The sequence below is a fragment of the Bradyrhizobium sp. STM 3561 genome, from assembly GCF_045571455.1.
Classification (GTDB): Bacteria; Pseudomonadota; Alphaproteobacteria; order Rhizobiales; family Xanthobacteraceae; genus Bradyrhizobium; species Bradyrhizobium vignae.
In genome coordinates this window covers 2,181,912-2,206,993 of sequence record NZ_CP120695.1, presented here as the reverse complement: position 1 = coordinate 2,206,993, position 25,082 = coordinate 2,181,912, and the positions used below count along the sequence as shown (strand labels likewise).

The following is a 25,082-nucleotide window of genomic DNA, read 5'->3' as shown; positions in this document are numbered from 1 at the left end:
TGTGGCCCTATACGGCCTGCTTTGCAGAGCGCGCGGACCGAACCGGAGCGGATGAGCTGGTGAATATTTCCATTTATGATCTCTCCGTCTGGGTCCTGCCGCTGGTGCTCGCCATCACCTTTCACGAGGCCGCGCACGCCTTCGTCGCCGACAGGCTCGGGGACAACACGGCCTCGCAGCTCGGCCGCGTCAGCTTCAACCCTGTCAGGCATATCGACCCATTCGGTACCCTGATCCTGCCCGCGATGCTGCTGTTTGCGCATTCGCCATTCCTGTTCGGCTATGCCAAGCCGGTGCCGGTGAACTTCCGCAAGCTGAACAATCCCAGGCTCGACATGGTGTGGGTGGCGCTGGCCGGGCCCGTCACCAACATCCTGCTGGCGCTGGCCGCGGCCTTCGCTTTCCATGCCCTGCCCCTGGTGCCCGCGAGTTCGGCGAATTGGGTTGCGGACAATCTCAAGAATGCCCTCGTGATCAATGCATCCTGGCGGTGTTCAACATGATGCCGATCCCGCCGCTCGACGGCGGCCGCGTTGCGGTGGGACTTTTGCCGCGGGCGCTCGCCGTGCCGTTGTCCCGGCTCGAGCCGTTCGGCATGCTGATCCTGATCGGTCTGTTGATCCTGCTGCCACTCGCGGGTTCCCAGTTCGGTCTAAATCTTGATGTTATTTCAGCAATACTGCGGACGTTGACCGGTTATGTGATTCAGGCTGTTCTCTTCCTGACTGGCAACGCGTAGTTGAACGCAACATTGGAACCCACGCCGAAAGGGCGAGAGGCCGACTTGGTCAAAGCTGCCGATATGCTGATCGCGCGACGCGCCGACACCCGCGCCCGCGCCGATTTTGCCACCTGGAAGATGATGGCCAAGCTCAATGGGGCATCCGCGCTGCCGGCGGAGGCCCAGGAGTTCCTGGCGAGCTACCAGAACCTGCTGGCGCAGATGAGCGAGGACGAGGCTACCGAGGCCACCATCGGCGCGATCTACAAGGCCTATTACGCCGAGATGGGCGGTGCGGGAACGCCTCCCGACGTCCGCCCCCGCCAAGCCGAGCCGGCCGCGGACAATGTTACCGCCTTCCGCCGCCCGGCACCGAAACCGAAGAAGGCCGCCTCCTTCGGGGCGGCGGCATTCGCCGGCCCCCAGAAACGGCCGCTGCCGGTGGCGCTGATCTTCGCCTGCCTGGTCGTTGTTTATGTTGGGATCCGGCTCTACTGGCGCTGAGCCGTCTTCTTCTTTCTCTTGGCGTCAGGCGGCGTGAAGATGATGTCCACGGTGCGCTCGAACCGGTCGTCAGTCAATCCGACGGGCGGCTGCGGGATGGGATCGGACTTGCGAACGATTGAGACCGCTGCCGCATCGTAGGCTGCATCCCCCGACGACTCCACGACATCAACCGACAGCACGTTGCCCTTCCGGTTGATCGCGAAGCTCACCTTGACCTTCTGGTTGTTGGGCTGCTTGCCCTCCGGATTGACCTTGTGGGCCGCGAGGTGCGCGCTGATCTTGCGGTTCCAGTCGGCCGTGATCTTCAGGATGTCCTTGCCGAGCCCCAGCACCGGCGCCAGCGCTTTCTCGGCCTCCCGCGCGTCTTCATCGAGCATCTGCCGCGCCGTTGCAACCGACTTCGGCGATGCCTCGGCAGCGGGAGTCTCGACAGCTTGAATCTTCGGATCGTCTTCCGTTGGCTTCTTCGTGTTGTTCTCGGTCACGACGCGGTCAGGATCCTCGACCTCCTGTGACTGATCCTTCGGAAGCTCCGTCTCCTTGGTCTCGGCCTTCTGCTCGGGAAGCGCCTGCTGCTCCTGCATCGCCTCGCTATCGGGCCCAGGCGGCAGATCGGTATCGGGCGCCTTGGGGGAAGCCATCTCCACGGCGAATTCGGCGCCGGCCGCACCAAGGCCGTCGCCGTCATCCTCGGTGCGCAAATGAGCCAGCGCAAGCGCTGCACCACCCAGATGAAGCGCGAGCGCCGCCACTGCCGCCAAAATCCAGAGCTTCCGGGATGGTCTCGGTTCGTCTGACATCGTTGCGCCTCAAGGCTGAGCGGCGCCTGGCGGCGGTGCCCCCGGCGGGCCCTCCAGCGCGACCAGCTTCACCCGCGTATAACCGCCTGAGCGCAAGAGCTCCATGACGCCCATCAACTCGCCATAAGGGACCGAACGATCGGCGCGCAGGAAGACATACTTGTCTTTGCTCATATCGGACAGGCCATCGAGGGTCCCGATCAACTCAGCCCGCTGAACCGCGTTCTCTCCGATCGCGAGCGTCAGATCGGGCTTGATGCTGAGATAAGTCGGCTTGTCCGGCTTCTTCTGCGGCGTCGCACTCGACGTCGGCAGATCGATCGGTAGGTCGACCGTGGACAGCGGCGCGGCGACCATGAAGATGATCAGCAGCACCAGGATGACGTCGATGAACGGCGTGACGTTGATGTCATGCGTTTCCGAGAAGTCGTCGTCGTCATCATTGTCTGCGAGCGAAACGGCCATGGTCTACTCCGCCGCACGCGAATGCGCGCTGCCGTGGCTGCGGTCGAGATCGCGCGAGAGCAGCCGCGCCGCCGCACCCGAGGCGCGGCTGACCAGCTCGAGATAGCCCTTCGTCAGTCGCGAGAAGTGATTGTAGATGATGACGGCGGGAATCGCGGCGACGAGGCCGATCGCGGTGGCGAGCAGCGCTTCGGCGATGCCGGGCGCGACCACGGCGAGATTCGTGGTCTGCGACTTCGAGATGCCGATGAAGCTGTTCATGATGCCCCAGACCGTGCCGAACAGGCCGACGAAGGGCGAGGTCGAGCCGATGGTCGCGAGCACGCCCATGCCGATCCGGATGCGCCGCTGTTCCGCGCGCACGATCTCGGAGAAGCTCGAAGCTGCGCGCTCGTTGATGCCGGCATCGCTGGACAAGCCGGCCGACATCCGCGCCTCCCGCAGCGCCGCCGCCAGGAAGGACGGCAGGATGCCCTCCTTGGTGCCGAGCGCCATCTGCGCTTCGGCGAGGGAGCGCGCCTCGGCAATTTTCTTCAGTGCCGAACGAAGCTTGCTGGAAGCGACCGACAGTTCGATCGACTTGGCGATGAAGACGGTCCAGGTCATCAGCGATGCGAAGGCGAGCCCGATCATCACCGCCTTCACGATGACATCCGCCGACATGAACATCACCCAGGGCGACAATTCCTTCATGGCTGGCGCGACGGCGGCTGGCTCCGGCTTCGCACTCGCGGGAATGGCTGCCATGGGGCCCGCGCCCGCGGCAGCGGGAGCCGCCGAGACTGCCGGCGCCGGGGCCATCGGCGCAGTTGCCGGCGGAACCGTTCCGGCCGTCGGCGGCTGAGCTGTCGATTGGGCCGGTGCCGCCGGCGGGCTTTGTGTCTGGGCAGAAGCCGGGGAAGCGAGCCAGGCGGTCGCCAGCATCAAAGCTGCGGCAAGGCTTGCTTGGAAGGTCATGGTCTTCATACTTCGGCCCAGTAGCGAATGAGGTTGTGATAGATGCCCGTCAATTTGACCGTTTCGGGATCGTCACGCCCGAGCCGTTCCACCAGCGCCTGTATCGCGGTGTCGAGGTCAAAGATCATGCTCCGGGCTTGATCGTCCCGTATCATGCTCTGAAGCCAGAAGAAAGACGCAACCCGCGTCCCCCTGGTCACGGGGGTGACCAGATGGAGGCTGGTCGAGGGATAGAGCACGCAGTCCCCGGCTGGCAACTTGACTTCGTGCGAGCCGTAGGTGTCCTCGATCACAAGTTCGCCACCGTCGTACTCCTCCGGCTCGGCGAGGAACAGCGTGACCGACAGGTCTGTGCGGATGCGAAGGCCGGTCAGGCGGTCGCCGCGGATCGCGTTGTCGACGTGCAGGCCGAAATGGTGGCCGCTGTCGGCCGCATAGCGGTTGAACAGCGGCGGGAAGATCTGGAGCGGGATCGCCGCCGCGATGAAGCGCGGGTTGGACGTCAGCGCCGAGATGATGCGGTTGCCGAGCTTGCGCGCGACCTCGCCGTCGGGCGGCAATTGCTCGTTGCGCTTGACCATCGCCGACTGCGCGCCGGCGGTGGAGCGGCCGTCTTCCCACGCGCTGGCGTCCATGATGCGGCGGAAATCCGCCACATCGTCTTTGCTCAGAACGTTTTCGATGCATGTCAGCATGAAACTCGTTGTTGCTCCGTCAGTAGCGCGCTGACAGCACCAGGTAAGCGGCACGCCCCGGTGCTTCCAGCACGAAGGGCGCAGCGCTCTGGTACAGCGCGTCGTAGTAGCGCTTGTCGAAGATGTTGTTCACGAACAGCTTGACCTGCCAGTTCTTGTTGATCTTGGCCTCCGCGAACATGTCGAAGCGCCAATAGCTCGGAATCGACGTGCCCTGGTTCGCCGCGAGCAAAGTGCCGCCGTAAATCTTCGAGCGATACACCGCCTGTCCGCCCAGCTCCCAGGTGTCGTTGATCTGATATTTCGAGAGCAAGCTGAAGGACTGATGCGCGATGTTGGCGAGCGGACGACCGACATTGGTCGGATACAGCGCCTTGTTGGCCGACGGGGCCAGCGACTGCGTGACCTCCGATTCCATCAGCACGAGCCCGCCGAAGACGCTCCATTTGTCGGTGATCTTGCCGCCCACACCGAGATCGATACCGCGAATGCGGTAGGCTGCTCCGGCTGTGATACACGATATGTTGCCGGTCGTTCCGGTCGGATAGACGCATCCCAAAGGAGCTGCAGCGGCGGCGCTTCCCACGTTCTGCGACTCGCGTGCGTTCTCTTTCGTCGTCTGGAACAACGCTGCGGTCAGGAGCAGGTGGCGATCGAACAGCTCCCACTTGGTGCCGATTTCGATGGCCTTGTTCTTCTCCGGGCCGAATATCTGCGTATTGCCGCCCGGCAGGTTGGGGTTGAGGCCGCCATAGGCCGTGCTGGTGCCGTCGAATTCGGCGCCAACCGGGTTCGCCGAGGTCGCATACGCCACATAGACACTACCGTTCGGCGCCGGCTTCAACGTCAGGCCGAGGTTGAAGTTCGGAATGAGAAACTCCGCCGATTGCTGGCCAGGACTGCCGACCTTCCGCGTGTTGATGCTGTAATCGTCATAGCGGAAACCGCCGTTCAGGATCACCAAGTCACGATAGTTTGCGCTATCCATGACGTAGCCGCTGACGGTGTCGATGCCGATCTTGGTGGGACTTCCGGTGAGGCTCGGAATCCCGAAGGGAAGATTGGTGTATTGCGGAGCGAATACGCTGACGTCGGTCTTCGATCCGCCGCCGCTGAAGGGCGTGCCGGTCGTCAGCTCCGAGCTGAGGCCGGTATAACTGTCGATCGACGATCTCTCGCGGTCGTACTCGACACCGCCGAGCAAGGTGTGTCTGAAGCCTACATCGTCATTGAACTTGTAAGTTGCCTCGGTCTGGTTGGCGAACACGTCCGTGACCTGGAATCGGCTCTGCGGATTTGCACTCAGCGTCGAGGCCGAGAGCGGATCGACAAGCTTCGGCGCTTCAGGAAGCGTACCAATGTAATTCTGTGTCGAGCGGGACGCGCGGATCTTGTTGCTTACCATCAAGTCGGGGGTGATCTGCACTTCCGCATTGATGGTGCCGATGTCCTGGCCGGTGCGGAAGAAGTCCCGGTTGACGAAGCCGTACCAATTGTTGCGATTGACGCCGAAGTCCGGGAACGGGCCGCCGGCCGTCGAGGTCGTGCTCGGCCGATAATAGGGAACACCAAAATCCGGGCGGCCAGTCAGTTCGGTATGGATGTAGTTGCCGGTGACCTTGACAGCATCGGTCGGCTTCCAGGTCGTGGCGACGAAGGCGCCGTTTCGATTATCGGTGACATAGTCGCGGCCAGCGACATTTGCATCCTGGAACAGGCCGCCGGCTCGGATGGCGAGCGTCGGGTCGATCACCTGATTGACGTCGAGCGTGACACGCTTGGTCTGGTCGGTGCCAAACGTCGTGTCCATGTTGTAGAAGTTGCTCGCCGTCGTCGCCTGCTTGGTGACAATGTTGATCGCACCGCCGGCGACACCGCGACCGGAGAAGGTCGAACCAGGACCGCGCAGAATCTCGACCTGCTCGGTGAAGAAGTTTTCGCGCACGCTGACGCCGGCATCGCGGACGCCATCGATGAAAATGTCGTTGCGCGCGTCGAAGCCGCGGATGAAGAACCGGTCGCCAAAGGCGTTGCCGCCCTCGCCCGTTCCGAGCGTCACGCCGGCCGTGCTGAGAATTGCCTGCTTCAGCGTCGTGGCGTTCTTGTCCTCGAGCACTTCCTTGCTGAGAACCGTGATCGACTTCGGCGTATCGACCAGCTTCTCCGGAAACTTGCCGCCGGCCTGAACGTGGTCAACCTTGTAGGGCGCAGCCGGATCGGCATAGGGATCGGCGTCGGCGGGACCGGAGGGCATCGTCGGAGCCGTCTGCGCCGCCTGCTGCCGCTGCGCTGCGCGGCGAAGCGCGTTGCGCGCGCGGACCTGATCAGGTGTCGGCTTCGATGCCGTCGGACGCGGACGCTCGACCGGAGCATCGACCGTCACCGGCGGCAGGTTCGACTGCTGCGCCTGCGCACCGCTCGACACCGATGCCACCGCGATCAAGCTCGCGACCGCGGAAACTTTTTTTCCGGAAACGCCCGCGAACCTCTCGTCCATCGGATCGAATGCTGCCACCGAACGCAACGATTTCGGTGCGACCACCTGCCCCATTACAACACGCCCCATCTTCATGTTCGCTCACTCACTTCGATGAGCGATTGGGCTGTTGGTATCGGCAGCAAAATAGTGGGTCAATGCGCGCAAGCCGCGAGAACGCTTGAATAAGTCCAGATCAAAACGATTCTAAACTGAAGCTTGAAACGGTTCTAAAGATAGATTGGACTCATTCCAAAACGTACGCGACAAATGCCGCGAAATCGGCGGGGATGCTCTCGGATTCAGTCGCTGCTCGGCGGCTTCATCAGCGAGAACAATTCGTCGACGGTCTTCTGCGCGACGGCGCGCACGCGATCGGTACTGTCCATACCGGCGATGTTGATGCCGTTCACGACGGCTTTGATCTCGTCGCGAAAGTCGGTGAGGAAGCGCAAGGGATCGCGCTGCTCGTTGGCGACACGCGCGATCAATCCCGTGATCAGAATCTGACATGCGATCAGCTTGCCGTTCAGCTCGTCCATCCTGCGCTCCATTTATGGCGGCGCCGATATGGACGATGCCGAAATGCCTGACAACCGAAACGGTCTCCACGCGATTTAGAACCGTTCTTGTGGTTGATCCGAACCACGGCCAGAGCGGCGTCATTCACATGAGCACACCGTCTTTGGGGTTGCGCAATGACCGGCACGCCGATCAGTCGTGCCGGGAAAATGCAGTGCTGCACACGGCCGCGCCAGACCACTGCCCACGGGGTGCAAAGCTTTCCAATTGTTTAGGATTCTCAACCGATAGTGCTGTTTACACTGGAACTTGGCGTGTATTATACATCGCGATGGAACTCTACGGTTGCCCTATTATTCGTAGCTGAGGGCACACGAGCCGACACGAGACGACATGAAAAAGTCCCGGCCGATCCTCTGGCTTCTGATTATCGCGGCCGGGGCCTCCGCGGGCTATTATGGTTGGCAGAAATTCGGCTCATCCCAGGCTGGCAAAACCCAGACCGCACAAAAAGGTCCGCCCCGTCCCTCCGCCGTCCCCGTCAGCGTTGCGCCGGTCCAGAAAACAGACTTTCCGGTCTACCTCGCCGGTCTGGGCACGGTTCAGGGTTTCAATACGGTCCAAGTCCGAACCCGTGTGGATGGCCAGATCGACAGGCTCGAATTTAGAGAAGGCCAGATCGTCAAGCAGGGCGATCTCCTCGTCTCGATCGACCCACGTCCCTATCAGGCCGCGCTTGACCAGGCGAAGGCCAAGAAGGCGCAGGACGAGGCTAGTCTAGCCAACGCCAATCTCGAACTTCAGCGCGCCATGAGGCTCGGCGAATTCGCGACCGCACAGCGGGTGGATACCCAGCGCTCCACGGTCGCCCAGCTCACTGCCCAGATCGCCGCCGACGAAGCCGCGATCGCCAACGCCCAGACCCAGCTCGACTACACCCAGGTCAAGGCGCCGATCACCGGTGTCGCCGGCCTGCGCCAGGTCGACATCGGCAATATCGTGAACGCCTCGACGCAGACGGGCATCGTCACGATCTCGCAGGTCGAGCCGATCTCGGTGATCTTCACGGCGCCGGAAGACCAGCTCCCCTATATCAGCGAGGGCCAGAAAGCCGGCGCGCTCAAGGTGATCGCCTTCACGACCGACGGCAAGAAGACGCTGGCCGAGGGCAAGCTCGCGGTCATCAACAATCAGGTCGACACGACCAGTGGGACGATCCGGCTCAAGGCGGTGTTCGACAACAAGGACCACACGCTGTGGCCGGGCCAATCGGTCTCGACCCGGCTCCTGGTGCGAATGCTCAAGGATGCGACCGTGGTTCCGGATGACGCGGTCCAGCATTCAACCAACGGACTCTACGCCTATACCGTCAATCAGGACAACAAGGCCGAGGTGCACAAGATCAAGGTCAGCTATGGCATCGACGGGCGCTCGGTCATCGAGGAAGGCTTGAGCCCAGGCCAGCAGGTGATCGTTGGCGGTCAGTTCAAGGTTCAGCCCGGCAGCCTTGTGTCGACGGCGGTGGCAAGCTCGGATCCAGCCCAGAACAAGGTACGACAGGAATGATTGGGGGCGGGATTTCGGCACCTTTCATTCGTTATCCCATCGGCACCTCGTTGCTGATGGCTGGCATTCTCTTCGTCGGTCTCGTCGCCTATCCCCTGCTTCCGGTTGCGCCCCTCCCGCAGGTGGACTTTCCGACCATCCAGATCACCGCCAACCTGCCCGGCGGCAGCCCCGAAACGATGGCCTCGTCGGTGGCGCAGCCGCTCGAGCGGCAATTCGCCCAGATTCCTGGCATCGCGCAGATGACCTCGACGAGTTATCTGGGCACGGCATCGATCACCATCCAGTTCGACCTCAACCGCAGCATCGACGGCGCCGCGAACGACGTGCAGGGCGCCATCAATGCTGCCAGCGGCCAGTTGCCGAAAAACCTGCCTTCGCCCCCGACCTACCGCAAGGTCAACCCCGCCGACGCGCCGATCCTGCTGCTGTCGGCGACATCGGAGACGCTGCCGCTGACCAGCGTCAGCGACGCGGTCGACGCCCAGCTTGCTCAGCAGATCAGCCAGCTCTCGGGCGTCGCCCAGGTCTTCATCGGCGGCCAGCAGAAGCCCGCCATCCGCGTCCAGGTCGACCCGGCGAAACTCGTCGCCAAGGGCCTGTCGCTGGAAGACGTGCGCAGCCAGATCGCGATCACCACGGTCGACAGCCCCAAGGGTAATATCGACGGCGAAAAACGCGCCTACACGATCTATGCCAACGACCAGCTCACCCATTCGAAGGACTGGAACGACGTCATCATCGCTTATCGCAACGGCGGTCCGTTGCGGATTCGCGACATCGGCCAAGCGGTCAGCGCCGCTGAAGACGCCAAGCAGGCGGCCTGGGCCAACGGCAAGCGCGGCGTGTTCCTGGTGATCTTCAAGCAGCCGGGCGCCAACGTCATCGAGACCGTGGACCGGATCAAGGCGACCCTGCCCCGCCTCGTTGCAGCGATCCCGCCCGCGATCAAGGTCGAGCTGATCAGCGACCGGACCACGACCATCCGCGCCGCAGTCGAGGACGTCCAGTTCACGCTGCTGCTGACCATCGCGCTCGTGGTCATGGTCATCTTCATTTTCCTGCGCAGCTTCTGGGCGACGGTCATTCCCACGGTCACGGTGCCATTGGCGCTTCTGGGCGCGTGCGCCTTGATGTGGGTGGCCGGCTATTCGCTCGACAATCTGTCGCTGATGGCGCTCACCATCGCGGTCGGTTTCGTCGTCGACGACGCCATCGTGATGCTCGAGAACATCACCCGTTACATCGAGGAAGGCGAAACCCCGCTCGCGGCCGCGTTCAGGGGCTCCAAGGAAATCGGCTTCACCATCCTCTCGATCAGCATCTCTTTGATCGCGGTGCTGATCCCCCTGTTGCTGATGGGCGGCATCATCGGGCGCCTGTTCCGCGAATTCGCCGTCGTGCTGGCCATGACGATCTTCGTCTCGATGTTCGTGTCGCTGACGCTGACGCCGATGATGGCCTCGCGCTTCCTGCGCGCTCATGGCGAAGTCCGCCACGGCCGCTTCTACCAATGGAGCGAGCGCGCCTTTGACGCGATGCTGCGCGGCTACGAATATGTGCTCGACCACGCCCTGGCTTGGCGGCGCACCACGCTCGCAATCTTCTTCGCCACGCTCGGACTGTCGATCTACCTGTTCGTGCTGATCCCGAAGGGCTTCTTCCCGCAGCAGGACGTCGGCCTGATCACGGCCACTTCCGAAGCCTCGCAGGACATTTCGTTCAAGGAGATGATGAGACGCCAGGAGCAGCTCGGCAAGATCATCATGGCCGATCCCGACGTTGCCAGCGTTGCCATGGCGATCGGCGGCAGCGGCCGCGCCGGTAACAACGGCGCCCTGTTCATCACGCTAAAGCCTCGCGACCAGCGCGAGGCCTCGGCACAGCAGATCATCGCACGCCTGCGTCCACAGTTCGACAAGGTCGAGGGCGCCCGCCTCTACATGCAGGCAGCCCAAGACGTCCGGCTCGGCGGCCGCCCGACGCGCACGCAGTTCGAATTCACCTTGCAGGATGCCGATCTCGCCGAGCTCAACGAGTGGGCGCCGAAAATCCTCGCCAAGATGCAGACGCTGCCGGAGCTGCGCGACGTCGCCACCGACCAGCAGACCGAGGGCACCACGGTCCAACTCAAGATCAACCGCGACACCGCCTCGCGCTATGGCATCCAGCCGCAGCTGATCGACGACACGCTCTATGACGCCTTCGGACAGCGGCAGGTCACGCAGTATTTCACCCAGCTCAACACCTACAAGGTGATCCTCGAGATCCTGCCGGAGATGCAAGGCAATCTCGACAGCCTGAACAAGCTCTATCTGAAATCGCCGCTGACCGGCGATCAGGTGCCGTTGTCGACCTTCGCGACCTGGACCACCGATCCGGTCCGCCCGCTCTCGATCAGCCACCAGGGCCAGTTCCCGGCGATCACGATCAGCTTCAATCTCGCGCAAGGCGTGGCGCTCGGCCAGGCCACGGAGGCCGTGCAGCGGGCAATGGCCGAGCTCGGTGCGCCACCGACGCTGAATTCGAGCTTCCAGGGCACGGCGCAGGCGTTCCAGCAGTCGCTCGGCACCGTGCCGCTCTTGATCCTCGCCGCCCTCGTCGTGGTTTATCTGATCCTCGGCATTCTCTACGAGAGCTACATCCATCCGATCACGATTCTGTCGACGCTGCCCTCGGCCGGCGTCGGCGCGCTCGCGATCCTGATGGCCGCCGGCTTCGACTTCAGCCTGATCGCGCTGATCGGCATCATCCTCTTGATCGGCATCGTGAAGAAGAACGGCATCATGATGGTCGATTTCGCGATCGCCGCCGAGCGCGACGAGCACAAGACGCCGGAGGAATCGATCCGCCAGGCCGCCCTGCTGCGCTTCCGCCCGATCATGATGACGACGATGGCGGCGCTGCTCGGCGGCGTACCGTTGATGCTCGGCCACGGCACCGGCGCCGAAATCCGCCAGCCGCTCGGCTATGCCATGGTCGGCGGCCTGATCGTCAGCCAGGCGCTGACGCTGTTCACCACACCCGTCGTCTACCTCTATCTCGATAAGCTGAACAACTGGTTCTCCACCTGGGGCCGTTCGGGTGGCGAAGGCGATGAAGCGCCCGAGCGCGGCAGCGTCAAGGAAGCCGCCGAGTAAACTTGCGCCGCGACTGCCGCGACGCTACAGCGAGACCCCGGTTCGCAAATGTGGTTTCGCCATGCCGATGCAATCCAGACTTGTCGCCCTTGCCGCTGCTGCCCTGTTGTCAGCGGGCGCCGCACATGCCCAGCAGGGCGCCAAGAAGAACGCCGCTCCTCCGGCCGCGCAACCCGCGCCTGCCCCGACGCAAGCACAGGCCGACAGCGCTTCCGGGCAGCCCGGCTGGATCGTCCGCTGCACCAGCGCGAGCCGCGATGCGGCGCTCGAATGCGCGATGGAGCAAAACGCGGTGCTGACCAAGACCGGCCAGACCGTCGTCCTGATCAACATCCGCATCACGCCCGACACCCGAACGCCGATCGCGCTACTGCAATTGCCACTCGGCCTCAATCTTCCCGTCGGCGCCAAGCTCCAGGTGGACGAAGGCAAGACCGTCGATCTCCAGATCCAGACTTGCGAGAACCGTGGCTGCTACGCCTCGACCCCGGTGGTGCCGGACCTGCTCGCCGCCTTGCGGTCGGGCAAGCAGCTGAAGGTTTCCTTCCAGAACATGGCCAAGGAGACGATCGCGATCCCGATGCCGCTCGGCGATTTCGCAGCAGCTTACGACAAGATCAAGTGACGGGCTTCCTTAGGCTGCGATGTCGCTCGCCCGAAGCAATGTCGTGAAGCCGCCATAGATCATGCGCTTGCCATCGAACGGCATTCCCTCCATCTTCAGACGCGGGTCCGCCATCACCTTCTTGTTGACGGCATCTCGGCTCTCGCGATCGCGGTACACGATCCAGGAGAACACCACGACCTCGTCCTCCTTCGCCATTACCGCGCGCGGAAACGAGGTGAGTTCTCCATAGGGAACGTCGTCACCGATGCATTCGACATAATCGAGTGCGCCGTGCTCCATCCAGATCGCGCAGGCGGTCGTCGCCAGCGCCTTGTAGGCCTCGATCTTGTCCTTCGGTACGGCGAGAACGAAACCATCGACATAGGGCATGAGGGATCTCCTTGGGTTGTACGGCCCAAGGACGATACAGCGCGCTGCGATCCGACCTGAAAATGCGAATGTAAGGTGAGGCAAACCGTCGCGAGCAGCGAGGCGGCCGATGAACCTGGCATCCTGCGCAGGGGCTTGGAACCATACCTGGAAAAGTGCCTGGAGCTGGCTGGGGAACCTGGATTCGAACCAAGACAAACAGAGTCAGAGTCTGTTGTGCTACCGTTACACCATTCCCCACCGAAGCGCTTGAAATCGCTAAGCTTTCTTCGGAGTCTTGCGAGGCTGGCTGAAAATTTTGCAAATCAGCGGCTCGCAGGCCGCTCATATAGCCGCGCTGATCTTCGCGGTCCAGCCCTTCTGTGAACATCGTTGCTTGTTCTTGCTGCGTTCACGCCCGAGCGAAACGTCTTGGCGCTCCTTTTCGGAATAAGCGCGGAGCGCATGTTCGCGGCACCGCGTCTGCAAGCTCACCTCGGTGATCTCGGCGTGCACGGGACGTGCGCGCAATGGCCGGATCGGATGCGACCATTCCGACCAGAGCACGCCATCAATGCGTGCGACCGATGTGGACAACGATCTCACCCTTGCCGTTCGCAATCATCACCTGGCCGTATTCGTCCTGCGGCGGACTTTCCTCGTAGCGGAGCGGGATCGTCGTGATCTCCTGCAGAGCTTCCCCGCTCGGCTCCTGGGCATTCACGTCGAGGATCAGGATCTTCGGATTGATCCCCTGCGGCGTGCGCTTTGTCAGGCGGGCTTGCCAGCCGTTGGTCGGCACCCGCACGTCTCCCGTCATGATCAGCTTGGGCGGCGCGCCGGGCGCGCGATCGATCCAGGCTTTGAAGGTGTTTCTCAGCAGGACAGTCATGATACGCCTCTCCCTTGCCAAGTTGCGCGACACTTCGGTCACGAACGAAGCTTAGACCGGCGAAGCGAAGTCGACCGTGAATCAGCCGTGAATCCGGCGTGCGCGCAACGCGCCGCGTCGACGGGCGCGGGACTTGCCGTACACGATACCGTCATCTCTCCCTGCCGGCCTTCCGCCGCCGCGCACGATATGTCGGACAAGGCGAACAAGTCAGATCGAGTTCGCGCGTGAGTTGTCGACGGCGCGGCGACTGCCCCGCATACCGCCGAAGAGCCGCCGATTCACGCTGATTTCACGCTCCTCGGCTCGAAGTAGCGAGCTTTTTTCATTCCGCCCGCAAGTCGCATTTCGATCATTCCGCAACCCTTGACCATCCGACGACGCGAGATGTACCATTCCCGAATTGCATCAGATCCGGCGGGCTGTATTCCTGAGCTCACCTGTCATTGGCTTCGCAGACCGCGCGAACCGATCGTTTGCATTCTGCCAAGTCTGGCCACCCGGAACCTGCCCTCCTACAGCGTCGTCGACATCATCGACGGGGGATGGGACGAGATGTCGGGAGTCAACAGCAACGAGGCGGTTGGCGCAGACGAGCCCCGCCACCTGACACTTAAAATCATCGGAGCATTTTCGGCGTCCGTGGACGGGCACGAGGTCGGGCTCGGCCGAAAGGCGCAAGCGCTTCTCGGCTACATGATGCTCTCCTCCGCACGCCAGTTGCCCAGGAGCAAGTTGGTCGGGCTGCTCTGGAGCGAGAAGGAAGACCCGCTCGCAAAGGGTTCGCTGCGCCAATCCTTAAGCCAGATTCAGCGCGAGCTAAAGGCGCTCGGTTGCCCGCACTTCCATGCAGACCAAATCCACGTGGCACTCGAGATCGAGCGGGTGACGTGTGATCTGGTCGAGATCATCTCGGATGCCGAGCGCGGTATCGTCCATCCACTACTGCTCACGCGCGAACGCCTGACCGACGATATCCTCGACGACCTGGAGGGCGTCGATCCGGCATTCTCGGAATGGCTCGCAGAGACGCGCCCCCTGATCCACGAACGGCTGATCGACGCGCTGACGAGGCTGCTGCCCAGTGAGACCGACCCCGTCGTGGCGGCAACCGCGGAAGCTGCTGCGAAGGCGATCCACCGGCTGGATTCCGAAAACGAGCGGGCCATTCGTGTTCTCATCAAGAGCCATCTCGCGACCGGGAGCATTGGCGCGGCACTCGCGATCTATGCGCGCCTCTGGCGCCAACTCGAAGATGCTTACGACATCGAGCCGCACAAACTGACGCAGGACTTGATCGCCGGCCTGCGGCAGCAGCAGCCCGAAACCGTCGTGCGGCCGGCTGCGTCCGCCGTAGCAGCACCCGCTGTCGCCCTGGCCGGATCCGTCGTCAGCCGGCCGTCGGTCGCCGTCCTTCCCTTTCGCGCGCTCTCGCCCACCCTGGAGCCTCAATTCACGATCGGCGTCGTCGACAGTGTCGTCCAGGCTCTGTCGGGATTGAAAGAGCTGTTCGTCATTTCCCGCGGCTCCACGATGATCCCGGCATCGCAGACGCCGGATCTGCGTGCAATTGGCCGCGATCTCAATGCGCAGTACCTGCTTCATGGAAGCATTCAGCGCGCCGGCGATCAGATCCGGATCTCGACCGAGCTCGTTGCCGCCGAAACGGTCGAAGTCGTCCGCGTCAATCGTCTCAGCGGGACTGTAGCCGATGTCTTCGACTTGCAGGATCGCATCGCCGTCGAGGTCATCCGCTCGCTGGCGCCCCAAGTCCGCGATCGGGAGCTTCATCGCGCTATGCAGAAGAGACCAGACGATCTCGACGCCTATCAACTGGCGTTGGTCGGTTACGATCAGATGTTCAGTCCGGATTACACGACGTTCGTGACGGCGCGAACCAACTTCGAGCGGGCGCACATGCTCAGCCCCAATTGGGCTCCGCCGCTGTCGTACAGCGCGATCTGGCACATGCAGCGCGTGGCGCGCGGATGGTCCGCGAATGCATTGAACGAGCGCGATACCGCGCGTGCCCTCGCCGAAAGAGCGCTGGAGCGCAACTCGGCAGATCCGCTCGCCAACGCCGTCGGCGGTTACACGTTGTCGCAGTGCAAGCACGACCATGTCGGTGCCCTCAGCCAGCTTGACCGCGCGATCGAGCTTACGCCGAACCTGGCGCTCGCATTCGCGTACCGGGCCGCGGTGCATGTCCGCTGCGAAAACTACGAAGATGCGCTCCGCGATGCGGCAGTCAATCTGCGCCTGTCCCCGAGAGACCGGCACGCATGGTTCGCCGAGATGATCTCGGCTCAGGCCTATTTTGCCAAGCGGGATCTCACATCTGCCATCGAACACGCGATGCGGGTTGCGATGCAATTGCCCAGCAACCAGGTGAACCTGCGCGTCCTCGTTGCCGCACTCGTGGAGAGCGGACGTCTCGACGATGCGCAGACTTTTGCCCAACCCCTGATGACGGCGGGCGAGATCGATCTGAGGTGGATCACGACGTCGCCGTGGCCGAAGCCGACCCTGACGCGGGTCGAAGCAGCGCTCTCACGGCTGGCGGCACTTCAACACGGAGACGGCACGAGCGGCACCGACGAATTCTAAACAGAGGAGGCACACATGGCAGGCGGATACGGGGGATATGGCGGTTACGGCGGATATGGCGGCTATGGAGGCTACGGCGGGTATGGCGGGTATGGAGGCTACGGCGGCAACGCGGGCGGATCAGGCGGCGCCATGTTCACCGATCGCGTCGATCGCCCGTTCATAAGCGAGCGCGATATCGCCGGCGCCAGATTCGATCCCAGCGGCTTTGGCATGAGGCTGTGGTCGACCCGTTGGTACGCCTGGGTCGTGATGTCCGATCTTGCCAGCCGGGCAGATTGGCTCGACAGGCTCGGCGGATTTGCACTGCTCGGCGCCGGGCCAACCCCTTGGGCCGGGGCGCTTGACGACGATATCAGCGCCTTGAGAAACATGGCAGTTCACGAGCGCGCTGCGGCCCTCGACGACATCGTATCCGAGGCCGACGAATTCATCAGCAAGTTCCTGCATCTGGTGTCCGCGACGGCGACGACGCACCCGGCGACATCGCGCATGCTGATCGTCGCCGACGCGCTCACGGCATTGATCACGATGCACTACAAGGCTCATTTCAATCGTCCGCGTCCAACCCAGGTCGTGCCCGGCCTCATGTCGCCGATCCAGCACGGCGGGCATGCGTCCTACCCAAGCGGTCACGCTACCCAGGCTCACGTCTTCGCGGCTCTGCTCACGGAGGTCGTACCGCCATCCCTCGGCGTTCCAGACCCCGCGCCGGGAGCCGCGGGGAGAACCACGATCGGAAAGACGCTTGGTGCCCTTGCCGACAGAGTGGCGCGCAATCGCGAAATCGCCGGCCTCCACTATCGCTCGGATACCGTGGCAGGCGTGACACTCGCAGCCGCGATCACTGACAAAATTCTCCTCGATCGGACATACCTGCCGAAGTTCAGGGAGCTCGTCGACAACGCCAGGCGCGAGTGGGCGGACACCGGTGTCTTCGCAGGAGGGAAAGATGCGCAAGAGTGATGGCTACGGCTTGTACGAGGTCGTGCCGGAGGGCTTCAATCTTCTAGAGGCCAGCTCGGACAAGCTCGATCTCTACGGCATTCCGCAAAAGCCGGCTGTTCTCACCGAGCCGGAGCTGTTCAAATTTTGGACAACTCTCGTTTCGCCGCGCTTTTCCGCGAAGCGACCGACGTTCAGCACCATCGACCCCCCATCGCTCGGAGGAGCACTTGAATCGATGTTGAATTGGTCGGGGGCGCTGGTCTCCACGCCCTGGCCGCAGCGGATCGTTTTCGCAGCAGGCGGATGGAAGGTGCCGGCCGTGCGTCAGCCGTCCGCGCCGGCGCTGAACACGCACTCCGACGACCCCAAATCGTTGTTGTGGGTGGGCCTCGACGGCCGCAACGGCAGGTTACCCAATACGTCCCTTCCTCAAATCGGCACCGGCCACTGGCCCAACCGCAAGCCAAATCACTTCGCCTGGTGGGACTGGTGGCACAACTCGGACGAAAAGGATATGACGCCGCAAGCGATCACGGTGATCGACAACCTGCCGATCGAGACCGGCGATGAGATCCTCGCGGGTCTTGCGGTGCAGGTCAGCGGAGACGTTCTGTACTTCATCAAGAACCAGAGCACCGGCGAATTCCGCTCGTTTCTCGTCCGACAGCCGCCCGGAGAGATCGAACCGCTCGGATCATCGGTGGAATGGGTGATGGAGCGGCCGACCGACCCGGGCAGCGGCGACCTGTTTCCGCTTCCGGATTATGGTTCCGTGGATTTCAGCTACTGTGTGGCGCGGGCTGCGGACGGAGCGGTCGGGTCAGGACGCATGATGACGCTCGCCGACAACGCACTCATGATCGAGATGCGCGAGAATTTCGCCAATCCCGAGCGAACCGTCATTGTGTCACGCGCGGCACTACGGCAGGAGAACGCGAGCGCCCCGATCGGCGTCACGTGTACATTCCAGGATCCCATGGCGTGAGCTAGCAAAGCGCATTTCGGGCCGGACCGCGGAGAAGCGGCCGCGTCGTGATCCGGCCCGTTTCAGCTGGCGAAAGACCAGCAACGGTGCGCCTACTCCAGCTTGATGTTCGCCGCCTCGATCACCTTCTTCCAGCGCACCGTCTCGGAGGCGATGTAGGCTGCGAAGGGCTCCGAATCCACCGCCACCGCAGCGGCACCAAGCTCGGCCATCTTCTGCACCGTCTCCGGCTGCTGCATGAAGGCGCGGATTTCGGCCGAGAGCTTCTCGACGATCGGCTTCGGCGTGCCCGCAGGGACGAAGAAGCCGTGCCAGGCCACCGCCTCGAAGCCCGGCAGGAATTCGGCCACCGCGGGGACTTCGCGATCGAAGTCGGCGCGCTTGGGGGTTGCGGTCGCCAGCATCGCGAGCTGGCCGGTCTTCACCTGCGGCAGCAGCAGCGGCACATTGTCGAAGGCGAGATCGATCTGGCCGCTGAGCAGGTCCGTCAGCATCTGGCTCGACCCCTTGTAGGGCACGTGCACCATCTTGGTGCCGGTCATCTGCTGGAACAGCTCGCCGGCCAGATGCTGCGAAGTGCCGACGCCGGCGGAGCCGAACGAGACCTTGTCGGGGTTCGCCTTCAGATATGCGATCAGTTCCGGCACGGTGCGCGCCTTGATCTTGCTGGGGTTCACTACGAGCACGTTGGGCACGACGCTGATCTGGGCGACCGGCACCAGATCCTTGTCCGGCTGGTAACTCAGCTTCGGGCCGTAGAGCGACGGATTGATCGCGAGCGCGGAGGTGCTGGCAAGGCCGAGCGTGATGCCGTCAGGCGCCGACTTCGCCAGCCGCGTGACGCCAAGGATCGAGCCCGCGCCGCCCACATTCTCGACCACGAACGGCTTGCCGAATTTCGTCTGCAATTGGTTCGAGACCATGCGCGCGAAGATATCCGCTGTGCCGCCGGCGGCGAAGGGAACGATCACAGTTACCTGCTTGGACGGATAGGCGTCCTGCGCCTGCACCGGCGACGTCGTCAGCAGCACTGCCGACACAAGACCAAGCCACATCGATCTCATCGAAGTTTCCTCTACTTTCATTGTGTTGTTGATTGGCGCCGCGCGCAGCAGGCGTGTCAGAACGCGACCTCGTACATGTTGAGGATCGCATCCCGGCTCAAATCGCGCGGATTGTTGTCGAGCAGGCGACGAATGGCGTGCGCCTCGTCCGCCATCACGCCGAGATCGTTTCTGGGCACGCCGAGCGCGGACAGTCGCATCTCGATGCCGAGGTCCTTGCAGAACTCATAGCTGGCATCGAATGCAAGCTCGGGATCATTGCGTTCCGGCAGCCCCAGTGCACCCAGCACGGCGACTGTCTTCTCGTCCACCGCCGGCATGTTGAAAGCGAGCGTGTGCGGGAAGATCACCGCGCAGGCGAGACCGTGCGCAACGTGATGGCGCGTGCCGAGCGGATAGGCCACGGCGTGGCCCGCCGTCGTATTCACCGGCCCGAGGCAATAGCCGCCATAGAGCGAGGCCAGTGACAGGCCGGCACGCGCCTCGCGGTCGCTGCCATCGGTGACCGCGCGCTTGAGATAGCGTCCGACCAGCCGTGCGCCTTCGAGCGCATAGAGGTCGATCGTCGGATGCGCCTTGCGGCTGGTGTAGGCCTCGACGCAATGCGCCAAGGCGTCGACGCCGGTCGCCGCAGTCACTTGCTTCGGCACGGTCATCGTCAGGTCGGGATCGACGATCGCGATGTCGGCCAGCATGAAGCGGCTCTGCACTGCCTGCTTGTTCTGGCTGACGGGATCGGTGACCAGCGCGCGGGTGCCGGCCTCGCTGCCGGTGCCCGAGGTGGTTGGGATCTGCATCAGTGCCACGTTGCGTCCGGCCACCTTCTCGGGCCCGACGATGTCGGCGAATGCGACCTCGTTCGTGCACATCACCGCGACCAGCTTGGCGAGATCCATCGCGCTGCCGCCGCCGAAGCCGACGACGAGATCGGGCTTGACCTCCTTCGCCATCGCCACCGCCTTCTCGAGATTGGGCAGGTCAGGCTCGGGCTTGACGTCGCCGAACACTTTCACCGCCCCCGGCAGCGCCAGCGTGTCGACACGGCGCGCGTTGAACGGGTCCGAGATCACCAGCGGCCGCCTGGCGCCGATCCGCTCGGCGAAGCGCGCTGCAGCGGTGATCGTGCCGTTTCCGAACTCCAGGATGGTGGGACGTTGGATTTCGATGGGCGTGAAGGCGTTGGTCATCGTGCGTTCGATCTCATGATTTGGCTGCGGAGGTGCCGGCGGCCAGCCGCTCGGCATAATCGATGGCCTCGATCAGGCTGTGCTCGTTGGCGATGCCCTTGCCGGCGATGTCGAAGGCGGTGCCGTGATCGACGGAGGTGCGGATGATCGGCAAGCCGAGCGTGATGTTGACGCCGGAGAGCTCCTGCCAGCGGCCGGTCGCCGGGTCGACCTGGAAGCCGAGCAGCTTGACGGGAATGTGCCCCTGATCGTGATACATCGCGACCGCGGCATCGAACTGGCCGGCACGCAGCTTGACGAAAATGGTATCGCCCGGCACCGGACCGACGACGTCGAGGCCATCCGCCACGGCCTTCGCGATCGTCGGCGCCGATACGTCGATATCTTGCCGGCCGAACAGACCGCCCTCGCCGGCATGCGGATTGAGGGCGGCGATCGCGATCTTCGGCCTGGCAATGCCAAGCCGGCGCAACGCGTCATTGGTGAGGTCGATCACCATGCGCAGCCGCTCCGGCGTCAGCCGTTTCGGCACGTCCTCGAGCGCAACATGGGTCGAGACATGGCTGACGCGCATGTTGCCGTGGGCGAGCAGCATAACCGAGCCGCGCACGCCGGTGAGATGCGCCAGCATCTCGGTATGGCCCGGGAAATGATAGCCGGCCTTGTTGAGGGCCTCCTTGTTGAGCGGCGCGGTGACGATGGCCGCGGTCCGGCCGGCCTGCGTCAAGCGCACGCCCTGCTCGATCGCCTTGTAGGCAAAGCGGCCGCCATCGGCGCTGAGCACGCCCGGCTTGATCGGATCGCCCTCGACGTCGGCCTGGAGGTAGCAGAGATCGGGCCACTCGCGATCGTCGGCCGTCACCTCCGGGATCGCGACATCGGCGCCGAGCGCGGACTTGGCACCATCGAGCGCTGCGCCGCTGCCGATGATGAGCAGGCGCAGATCGCCCTTCGCGATCCGCTCCTTCAGCCCGACGCAGGCCTTGACGATGATCTCCGGCCCGATCCCGGCCGGATCGCCCATGGTGATGGCAAGATGACGAGAGGTCATGTCGGACTCTCCATTCTGAGCAGATGATTGTCCCGGAGTAGGTCACGCCACAGCCCGCTGGGACCGAATGCGCCGGATTTCGAGATCACGTCGACGCCGGCCCAGCGCCCGCCTTGCAGGATCGAGCGCGGCAATCCAGGAACGATACGTCCTGTCACCTGGAGCGCATGCGCGCCAAGGGCAACGCATGCGGCCTTCAGGGTCTCACCGCCGGCGACAATCAGCGTGCCGGGCGGGTCGAGCGCCGCAATCAATGCCGCCATTTCGCGCGCGATCCGCCGCGCCGCTTCAGTGCGCATCAAGCCTTCGGCGAGAGAGAATTTGACCATCGCGACGCGGTCGTCGCCCAGCTTGCGCCGGACGCGCGCCGCGCCCTCGCCTTCCGCAAGCGCAATCGTCGCCGCGCCACACGCAGCCAGCTGAGAGGCGGTGGCGGGCTGGTCGGAGCCGAACAACCCCAGCACCGGCAACTTCAATTGGCTCGGCGCATCGGCACGGTGGCTGCGTGCAAGCGCGCCGGCCAATCCGCCGCTTCCGCACCACAGTACGGGTCCCGGCATGCGTCGTGCCATCTCGACGACGCGATCGAGGTCGATGTCGCTCTCGGCATCGAACACCTGAACGCCGCCCAGCGCCAGCGTATCGGAGCTGCCCTGCCGCGCCTCGATGCCGTCCTGCCTCAACTGATCGAGCAAATTGTCGCCGACCCGGTGCCACTCGCCTTGCATCGTGCGCGCGAATTGCTGGCCGCCCGCGGTGCGGCGCCCCTGATAGTCGAACGCGGGCGCGACCACGCAGGATACCCAGTGGCCGCTGCGTAGGCAGGCGCCGAGCTCGGCCGCCCACGCGCCACGCAGGAGGCTGTCGACCTTCTTGTAGGCAATCGTCGCCCCCTCGAGCTGCGGCGCCAGCCGCGCGACGATCTCGACGCTCTCGGCCTTCGACCGCTCGCGGGTACCGCTGTCGATCGCGAGACTCCCGGAGCCGGACGTCGCAGGTGCGTCCGGCCAGGTGACGTCAAACGGTCCGCACAGGCCGACGAACTCCGCCGCGGTGTCGAGGGCACCGGTGAGATCGTCAGCAAGCAGGCGGACGCTCGTCATCGTCAGGCTACGCCCATGCTGAAGATTTTGCCGGGATTCATCAGGCGATGCGGATCGAGCAATTGCTTGATGTCGCGCATCAGCTCGATATCGAGAGGATCGGCGACCCGCGCAAGCCTGCCGCGATTCGTAATGCCGATGCCGTGCTCGGCACTGATCGCTCCATCCTGCGCCGCGGTCTCGTCGTCGACGATCTCGTTGATGTGCGCCACGAGCCTCGCTGTCGTATCCGGATCCTGGCAATGCACGCGATCGATCAGGGCCACGACGTGGATGTTGCCGTCGCCGATATGGCCGTGCATGACGACTTTCGCATGCGGGACGGCCGCCTTGATGCGGGCTTCGACATTGTTGACGAAGGCTGCCTGGCGCTCCAGCGGCACCACGCTGTCGTGCGACACGACATAGCCGCTGCGCTTGTTGCCTTCGGACACGCTGTGCCTGACAGACCAGATCGCCTTCGCCTGGGTCAGATTGGAAGCCAATATGGCGTCGTCAGCGAGCCCGGCTTCCATCGCATCCGCGAGGACCGCGGCCAGCGGCTCATTGAGGTCAACGCCCGCGAGCGTGTCGGTCAGCTCGACGATCAGATACCACGGCGTCGTCAGCTCGAAGGGAATGGTGACATGCGGCACCGTCGCGGCGATCGCCTCGACCTGCGAGCGCGACATGATCTCGAGGCTGCCGAGCCGGTCGCCGACTGCGCCGCGCAGGCGCTGCATGATCTCGAGCGCCTGCTCCACGCCTTGCAGCTTCAACAACGCCAGGGCCGAGCTGCGCGGGGGCGCGAACAGCTTCAGCACTGCCGCGGTGACGATGCCGAGCGTGCCCTCCGCGCCGATGAAGAGCTGCTTGAGCGCATAGCCCGTATTGTCCTTGCGCAGTGCGCGCAGGCCATTGAGGACGCGGCCATCGGGCAAGACGACCTCCAGCCCGAGCACGAGATCGCGCGTCGGACCGTAACGCAGCACGGCGGTGCCGCCGGCGTTGGTCGAGATGTTGCCGCCGATCTGGCAGGAGCCCTCGGCGCCAAGGCTCAAGGGAAAGTAGCGGTCGACGTCCCGCGCCGCGTTCTGTACCTCCGCGAGGATGCAGCCGGCCTCCACCGTGATGGTGTTTGCGAGCGGACTGACGTCGCGCACGGCCCGCATGCGGTCGAGCCGGATCACGACATTGCCCGCGCGATCGTCGGGCGTCGCCGCCCCGCACATGCCGGTGTTACCGCCCTGCGGCACGATGGCGAGCCGCCTTGCGGCGCAGAATTTCACGACGGCGGCGACCTCGGCGGTCGAGCCCGGCTTCACCACCGCGACCGCACGGCCGTGATAGCGCCCGCGCCAGTCCACCACATAGGGCTCCTGGTCGGGTCCGGACGCGATGACATGCTTGTCGCCGACGATCGCGGCGAGCCCGGCCAGCGCATCCTGGAAAGCATCGGACATCGGTTCGCCTCGTCGCTTCGGTCGAGTCTACACGGTGGCGGCGGCGAATGCCGCCGCATCCGCAAGCAGCTCTTTCACTTGGACCGGCGGCAGCGATTCCAGCGGCGGCCGCAGGCGCTGCCATCCGGCGTGACCGGTGCGCTCGGCAACGATCGTCTTCAGCGACGCCATCTGCGGGAAACGCGAGACCAGCTCGCGCGCCTTCACGATGCGCTCCTGCGCCGCCTTGAGCCCCGCATCATCGTCGCTGTCGCGAAAATGCTTGTAGACGTAGGCAAGGTCGCGCGCGACGAGATTGGAGGTTGCGGTGATGCAGCCTGCCCCGCCCTTGCGCAGCAGCGGCAAGAGCAGTGGATCTGCCCCGACGAGAACCGAAAAACCCGGGAAACGCTCGACCATCGCGGTCATGTTGGCGAAGTCGCCGGAGGAATCCTTGATGCCGGTGAAGATCGCCGGATAGGCCTTGCGCAGCCTCTCGATCAGCGCATGCGAGATCGGCTGCGCCGACATCTGCGGGATGTGGTAGAGCACGATCCTCAGCCTGGCATCGCCGATGCGCTGCACGACTTCGCTGTAGGACGCGTAGATGCCGTCGTCGCTGACGCCCTTGTAGTAGAACGGTGGCAGCATCACCACGGTGTCGACCCCGACCGAGAGCGCGTGACGCGTCAGCGCAATGGTCTCAGTGAGCGCAGCGACGCCGGTGCCTGGCAGAAGCCGCTGCGGCGCGATGCCCGCGGCCACCACTGCCTCGAGCAGCGCAATGCGCTCGGCTGCGGAGAAGGAGTTCGCTTCGCCGGTGGTGCCCAGCAGCGCGATGCCGTCACAGCCTTCGTCCAGCAGGTAACGGCAATGCGCGACGAAGCGCGCATGATCGGGGGCGAGCCCGGCGTCGAGGGGCGTCAACGCGGCGGAGAACACGCCATGAGGGTGCAGCGATGATGTCGACAAACTTCCTCCGATCGCCAAATCGATATT

At 63.8% G+C, this 25,082-nt stretch carries 21 protein-coding genes, 1 tRNA gene and 1 pseudogene; 8 read left to right on the top strand and 15 right to left on the bottom strand.

Annotation, left to right across the window (positions count from 1 at the left end; all coding sequences use genetic code 11):
- Positions 1 to 59: 59 nt before the first annotated feature.
- Together P6U28_RS10050 and P6U28_RS10045 are read left to right on the top strand one after the other, a co-directional pair.
- Positions 60 to 739, top strand: a pseudogene (locus P6U28_RS10050) (site-2 protease family protein).
- A 63-nt stretch (positions 740 to 802) separates the two neighbouring features.
- Complete coding sequence (locus tag P6U28_RS10045) at positions 803 to 1,225, top strand: hypothetical protein (protein ID WP_129143221.1); 423 nt, start codon at positions 803 to 805, stop codon at positions 1,223 to 1,225.
- On the opposite strand, the gene P6U28_RS10040 is transcribed toward P6U28_RS10045, so the two are convergent.
- From P6U28_RS10040 to P6U28_RS10015, 6 genes are all read right to left on the bottom strand, one after another.
- A complete protein-coding gene (locus tag P6U28_RS10040; protein ID WP_129143188.1) occupies positions 1,213 to 2,028 on the bottom strand; it encodes an energy transducer TonB in 816 nt (271 codons plus the stop codon). The genes P6U28_RS10045 and P6U28_RS10040 overlap by 13 nt on opposite strands.
- Before the next feature lie 9 nt (positions 2,029 to 2,037).
- Positions 2,038 to 2,493: a TonB system transport protein ExbD gene (gene exbD, locus P6U28_RS10035; protein WP_407122132.1), complete on the bottom strand. Its 456-nt coding sequence runs from the start codon at positions 2,491 to 2,493 to the stop codon at positions 2,038 to 2,040.
- Between the two features lie 3 nt (positions 2,494 to 2,496).
- Positions 2,497 to 3,459, bottom strand: a complete 963-nt coding sequence (gene exbB / locus P6U28_RS10030) for a tonB-system energizer ExbB (RefSeq protein WP_122403754.1) — start codon at positions 3,457 to 3,459, stop codon at positions 2,497 to 2,499.
- On the bottom strand, positions 3,456 to 4,145 hold the full coding sequence (locus tag P6U28_RS10025; protein WP_122403755.1) for a Fe2+-dependent dioxygenase: 690 nt from the start codon (positions 4,143 to 4,145) through the stop codon (positions 3,456 to 3,458). Before P6U28_RS10025 ends, exbB begins: the two co-directional genes overlap by 4 nt.
- A gap of 19 nt (positions 4,146 to 4,164) precedes the next feature.
- Positions 4,165 to 6,696, bottom strand: a complete 2,532-nt coding sequence (locus P6U28_RS10020) for a TonB-dependent siderophore receptor (protein WP_209294370.1) — start codon at positions 6,694 to 6,696, stop codon at positions 4,165 to 4,167.
- 227 nt (positions 6,697 to 6,923) lie between these two features.
- Positions 6,924 to 7,163, bottom strand: a complete 240-nt coding sequence (locus P6U28_RS10015) for a hypothetical protein (protein ID WP_028135749.1) — start codon at positions 7,161 to 7,163, stop codon at positions 6,924 to 6,926.
- A 373-nt stretch (positions 7,164 to 7,536) separates the two neighbouring features.
- Here P6U28_RS10015 and P6U28_RS10010 point away from each other — a divergent pair, with 373 nt between their 5' ends.
- The 3 genes from P6U28_RS10010 (at position 7,537) to P6U28_RS10000 (ending at position 12,474) form a co-directional block, all read left to right on the top strand.
- Positions 7,537 to 8,709 carry an efflux RND transporter periplasmic adaptor subunit gene (locus P6U28_RS10010; RefSeq protein WP_407122130.1) on the top strand — a complete coding sequence of 391 codons (1,173 nt, stop codon included), beginning with the start codon at positions 7,537 to 7,539 and terminating at the stop codon, positions 8,707 to 8,709.
- Positions 8,706 to 11,849 (top strand): multidrug efflux RND transporter permease subunit, encoded by a 3,144-nt coding sequence (locus P6U28_RS10005; RefSeq protein ID WP_122403758.1) that lies wholly within the window; start codon positions 8,706 to 8,708, stop codon positions 11,847 to 11,849. The genes P6U28_RS10010 and P6U28_RS10005 overlap by 4 nt, the downstream gene beginning before the upstream one ends.
- A gap of 61 nt (positions 11,850 to 11,910) precedes the next feature.
- A complete protein-coding gene (locus tag P6U28_RS10000; RefSeq protein ID WP_162500323.1) occupies positions 11,911 to 12,474 on the top strand; it encodes an invasion associated locus B family protein in 564 nt (187 codons plus the stop codon).
- Positions 12,475 to 12,483: 9 nt separating this feature from the next.
- Here P6U28_RS10000 and P6U28_RS09995 read toward each other — a convergent pair whose 3' ends face one another.
- The 3 genes from P6U28_RS09995 to P6U28_RS09985 form a co-directional block, all read right to left on the bottom strand.
- Positions 12,484 to 12,846 (bottom strand): DUF1428 domain-containing protein, encoded by a 363-nt coding sequence (locus P6U28_RS09995; protein ID WP_122403759.1) that lies wholly within the window; start codon positions 12,844 to 12,846, stop codon positions 12,484 to 12,486.
- A gap of 166 nt (positions 12,847 to 13,012) precedes the next feature.
- Positions 13,013 to 13,086 (bottom strand) — tRNA-Gln (locus P6U28_RS09990).
- A gap of 310 nt (positions 13,087 to 13,396) precedes the next feature.
- Positions 13,397 to 13,717, bottom strand: coding sequence for a hypothetical protein (locus tag P6U28_RS09985; protein WP_122403761.1), 321 nt, complete (start codon positions 13,715 to 13,717; stop codon positions 13,397 to 13,399).
- A gap of 555 nt (positions 13,718 to 14,272) precedes the next feature.
- Between P6U28_RS09985 and P6U28_RS09980 the strand changes: the two genes are divergently transcribed.
- From P6U28_RS09980 to P6U28_RS09970, 3 genes are read left to right on the top strand one after another with little or no spacing between them, the layout of a single operon-like run.
- Positions 14,273 to 16,324 (top strand): BTAD domain-containing putative transcriptional regulator, encoded by a 2,052-nt coding sequence (locus tag P6U28_RS09980; protein WP_160118833.1) that lies wholly within the window; start codon positions 14,273 to 14,275, stop codon positions 16,322 to 16,324.
- A gap of 15 nt (positions 16,325 to 16,339) precedes the next feature.
- A complete protein-coding gene (locus P6U28_RS09975) occupies positions 16,340 to 17,290 on the top strand; it encodes a phosphatase PAP2 family protein (RefSeq protein ID WP_122403763.1) in 951 nt (316 codons plus the stop codon).
- A gap of 10 nt (positions 17,291 to 17,300) precedes the next feature.
- On the top strand, positions 17,301 to 18,257 hold the full coding sequence (locus P6U28_RS09970) for a G1 family glutamic endopeptidase (protein WP_407122127.1): 957 nt from the start codon (positions 17,301 to 17,303) through the stop codon (positions 18,255 to 18,257).
- 92 nt (positions 18,258 to 18,349) lie between these two features.
- On the opposite strand, the gene P6U28_RS09965 is transcribed toward P6U28_RS09970, so the two are convergent.
- The 6 genes from P6U28_RS09965 to P6U28_RS09940 are packed head-to-tail and all read right to left on the bottom strand — an operon-like array spanning position 18,350 to position 25,055.
- Positions 18,350 to 19,321, bottom strand: a complete 972-nt coding sequence (locus P6U28_RS09965; RefSeq protein ID WP_162500324.1) for a tripartite tricarboxylate transporter substrate binding protein — start codon at positions 19,319 to 19,321, stop codon at positions 18,350 to 18,352.
- Between the two features lie 56 nt (positions 19,322 to 19,377).
- Positions 19,378 to 20,508 (bottom strand): iron-containing alcohol dehydrogenase, encoded by a 1,131-nt coding sequence (locus P6U28_RS09960; RefSeq protein WP_244607673.1) that lies wholly within the window; start codon positions 20,506 to 20,508, stop codon positions 19,378 to 19,380.
- Between the two features lie 13 nt (positions 20,509 to 20,521).
- Positions 20,522 to 21,559 (bottom strand): 4-hydroxythreonine-4-phosphate dehydrogenase PdxA, encoded by a 1,038-nt coding sequence (gene pdxA / locus P6U28_RS09955; protein ID WP_122403767.1) that lies wholly within the window; start codon positions 21,557 to 21,559, stop codon positions 20,522 to 20,524.
- A complete protein-coding gene (locus P6U28_RS09950; RefSeq protein ID WP_122403768.1) occupies positions 21,556 to 22,662 on the bottom strand; it encodes a four-carbon acid sugar kinase family protein in 1,107 nt (368 codons plus the stop codon). Before P6U28_RS09950 ends, pdxA begins: the two co-directional genes overlap by 4 nt.
- Before the next feature lie 2 nt (positions 22,663 to 22,664).
- Complete coding sequence (locus P6U28_RS09945; protein ID WP_122403769.1) at positions 22,665 to 24,104, bottom strand: FAD-binding oxidoreductase; 1,440 nt, start codon at positions 24,102 to 24,104, stop codon at positions 22,665 to 22,667.
- A 27-nt stretch (positions 24,105 to 24,131) separates the two neighbouring features.
- Positions 24,132 to 25,055: a dihydrodipicolinate synthase family protein gene (locus tag P6U28_RS09940; RefSeq protein WP_209294357.1), complete on the bottom strand. Its 924-nt coding sequence runs from the start codon at positions 25,053 to 25,055 to the stop codon at positions 24,132 to 24,134.
- Between the last annotated feature and the right edge of the window lie 27 nt (positions 25,056 to 25,082).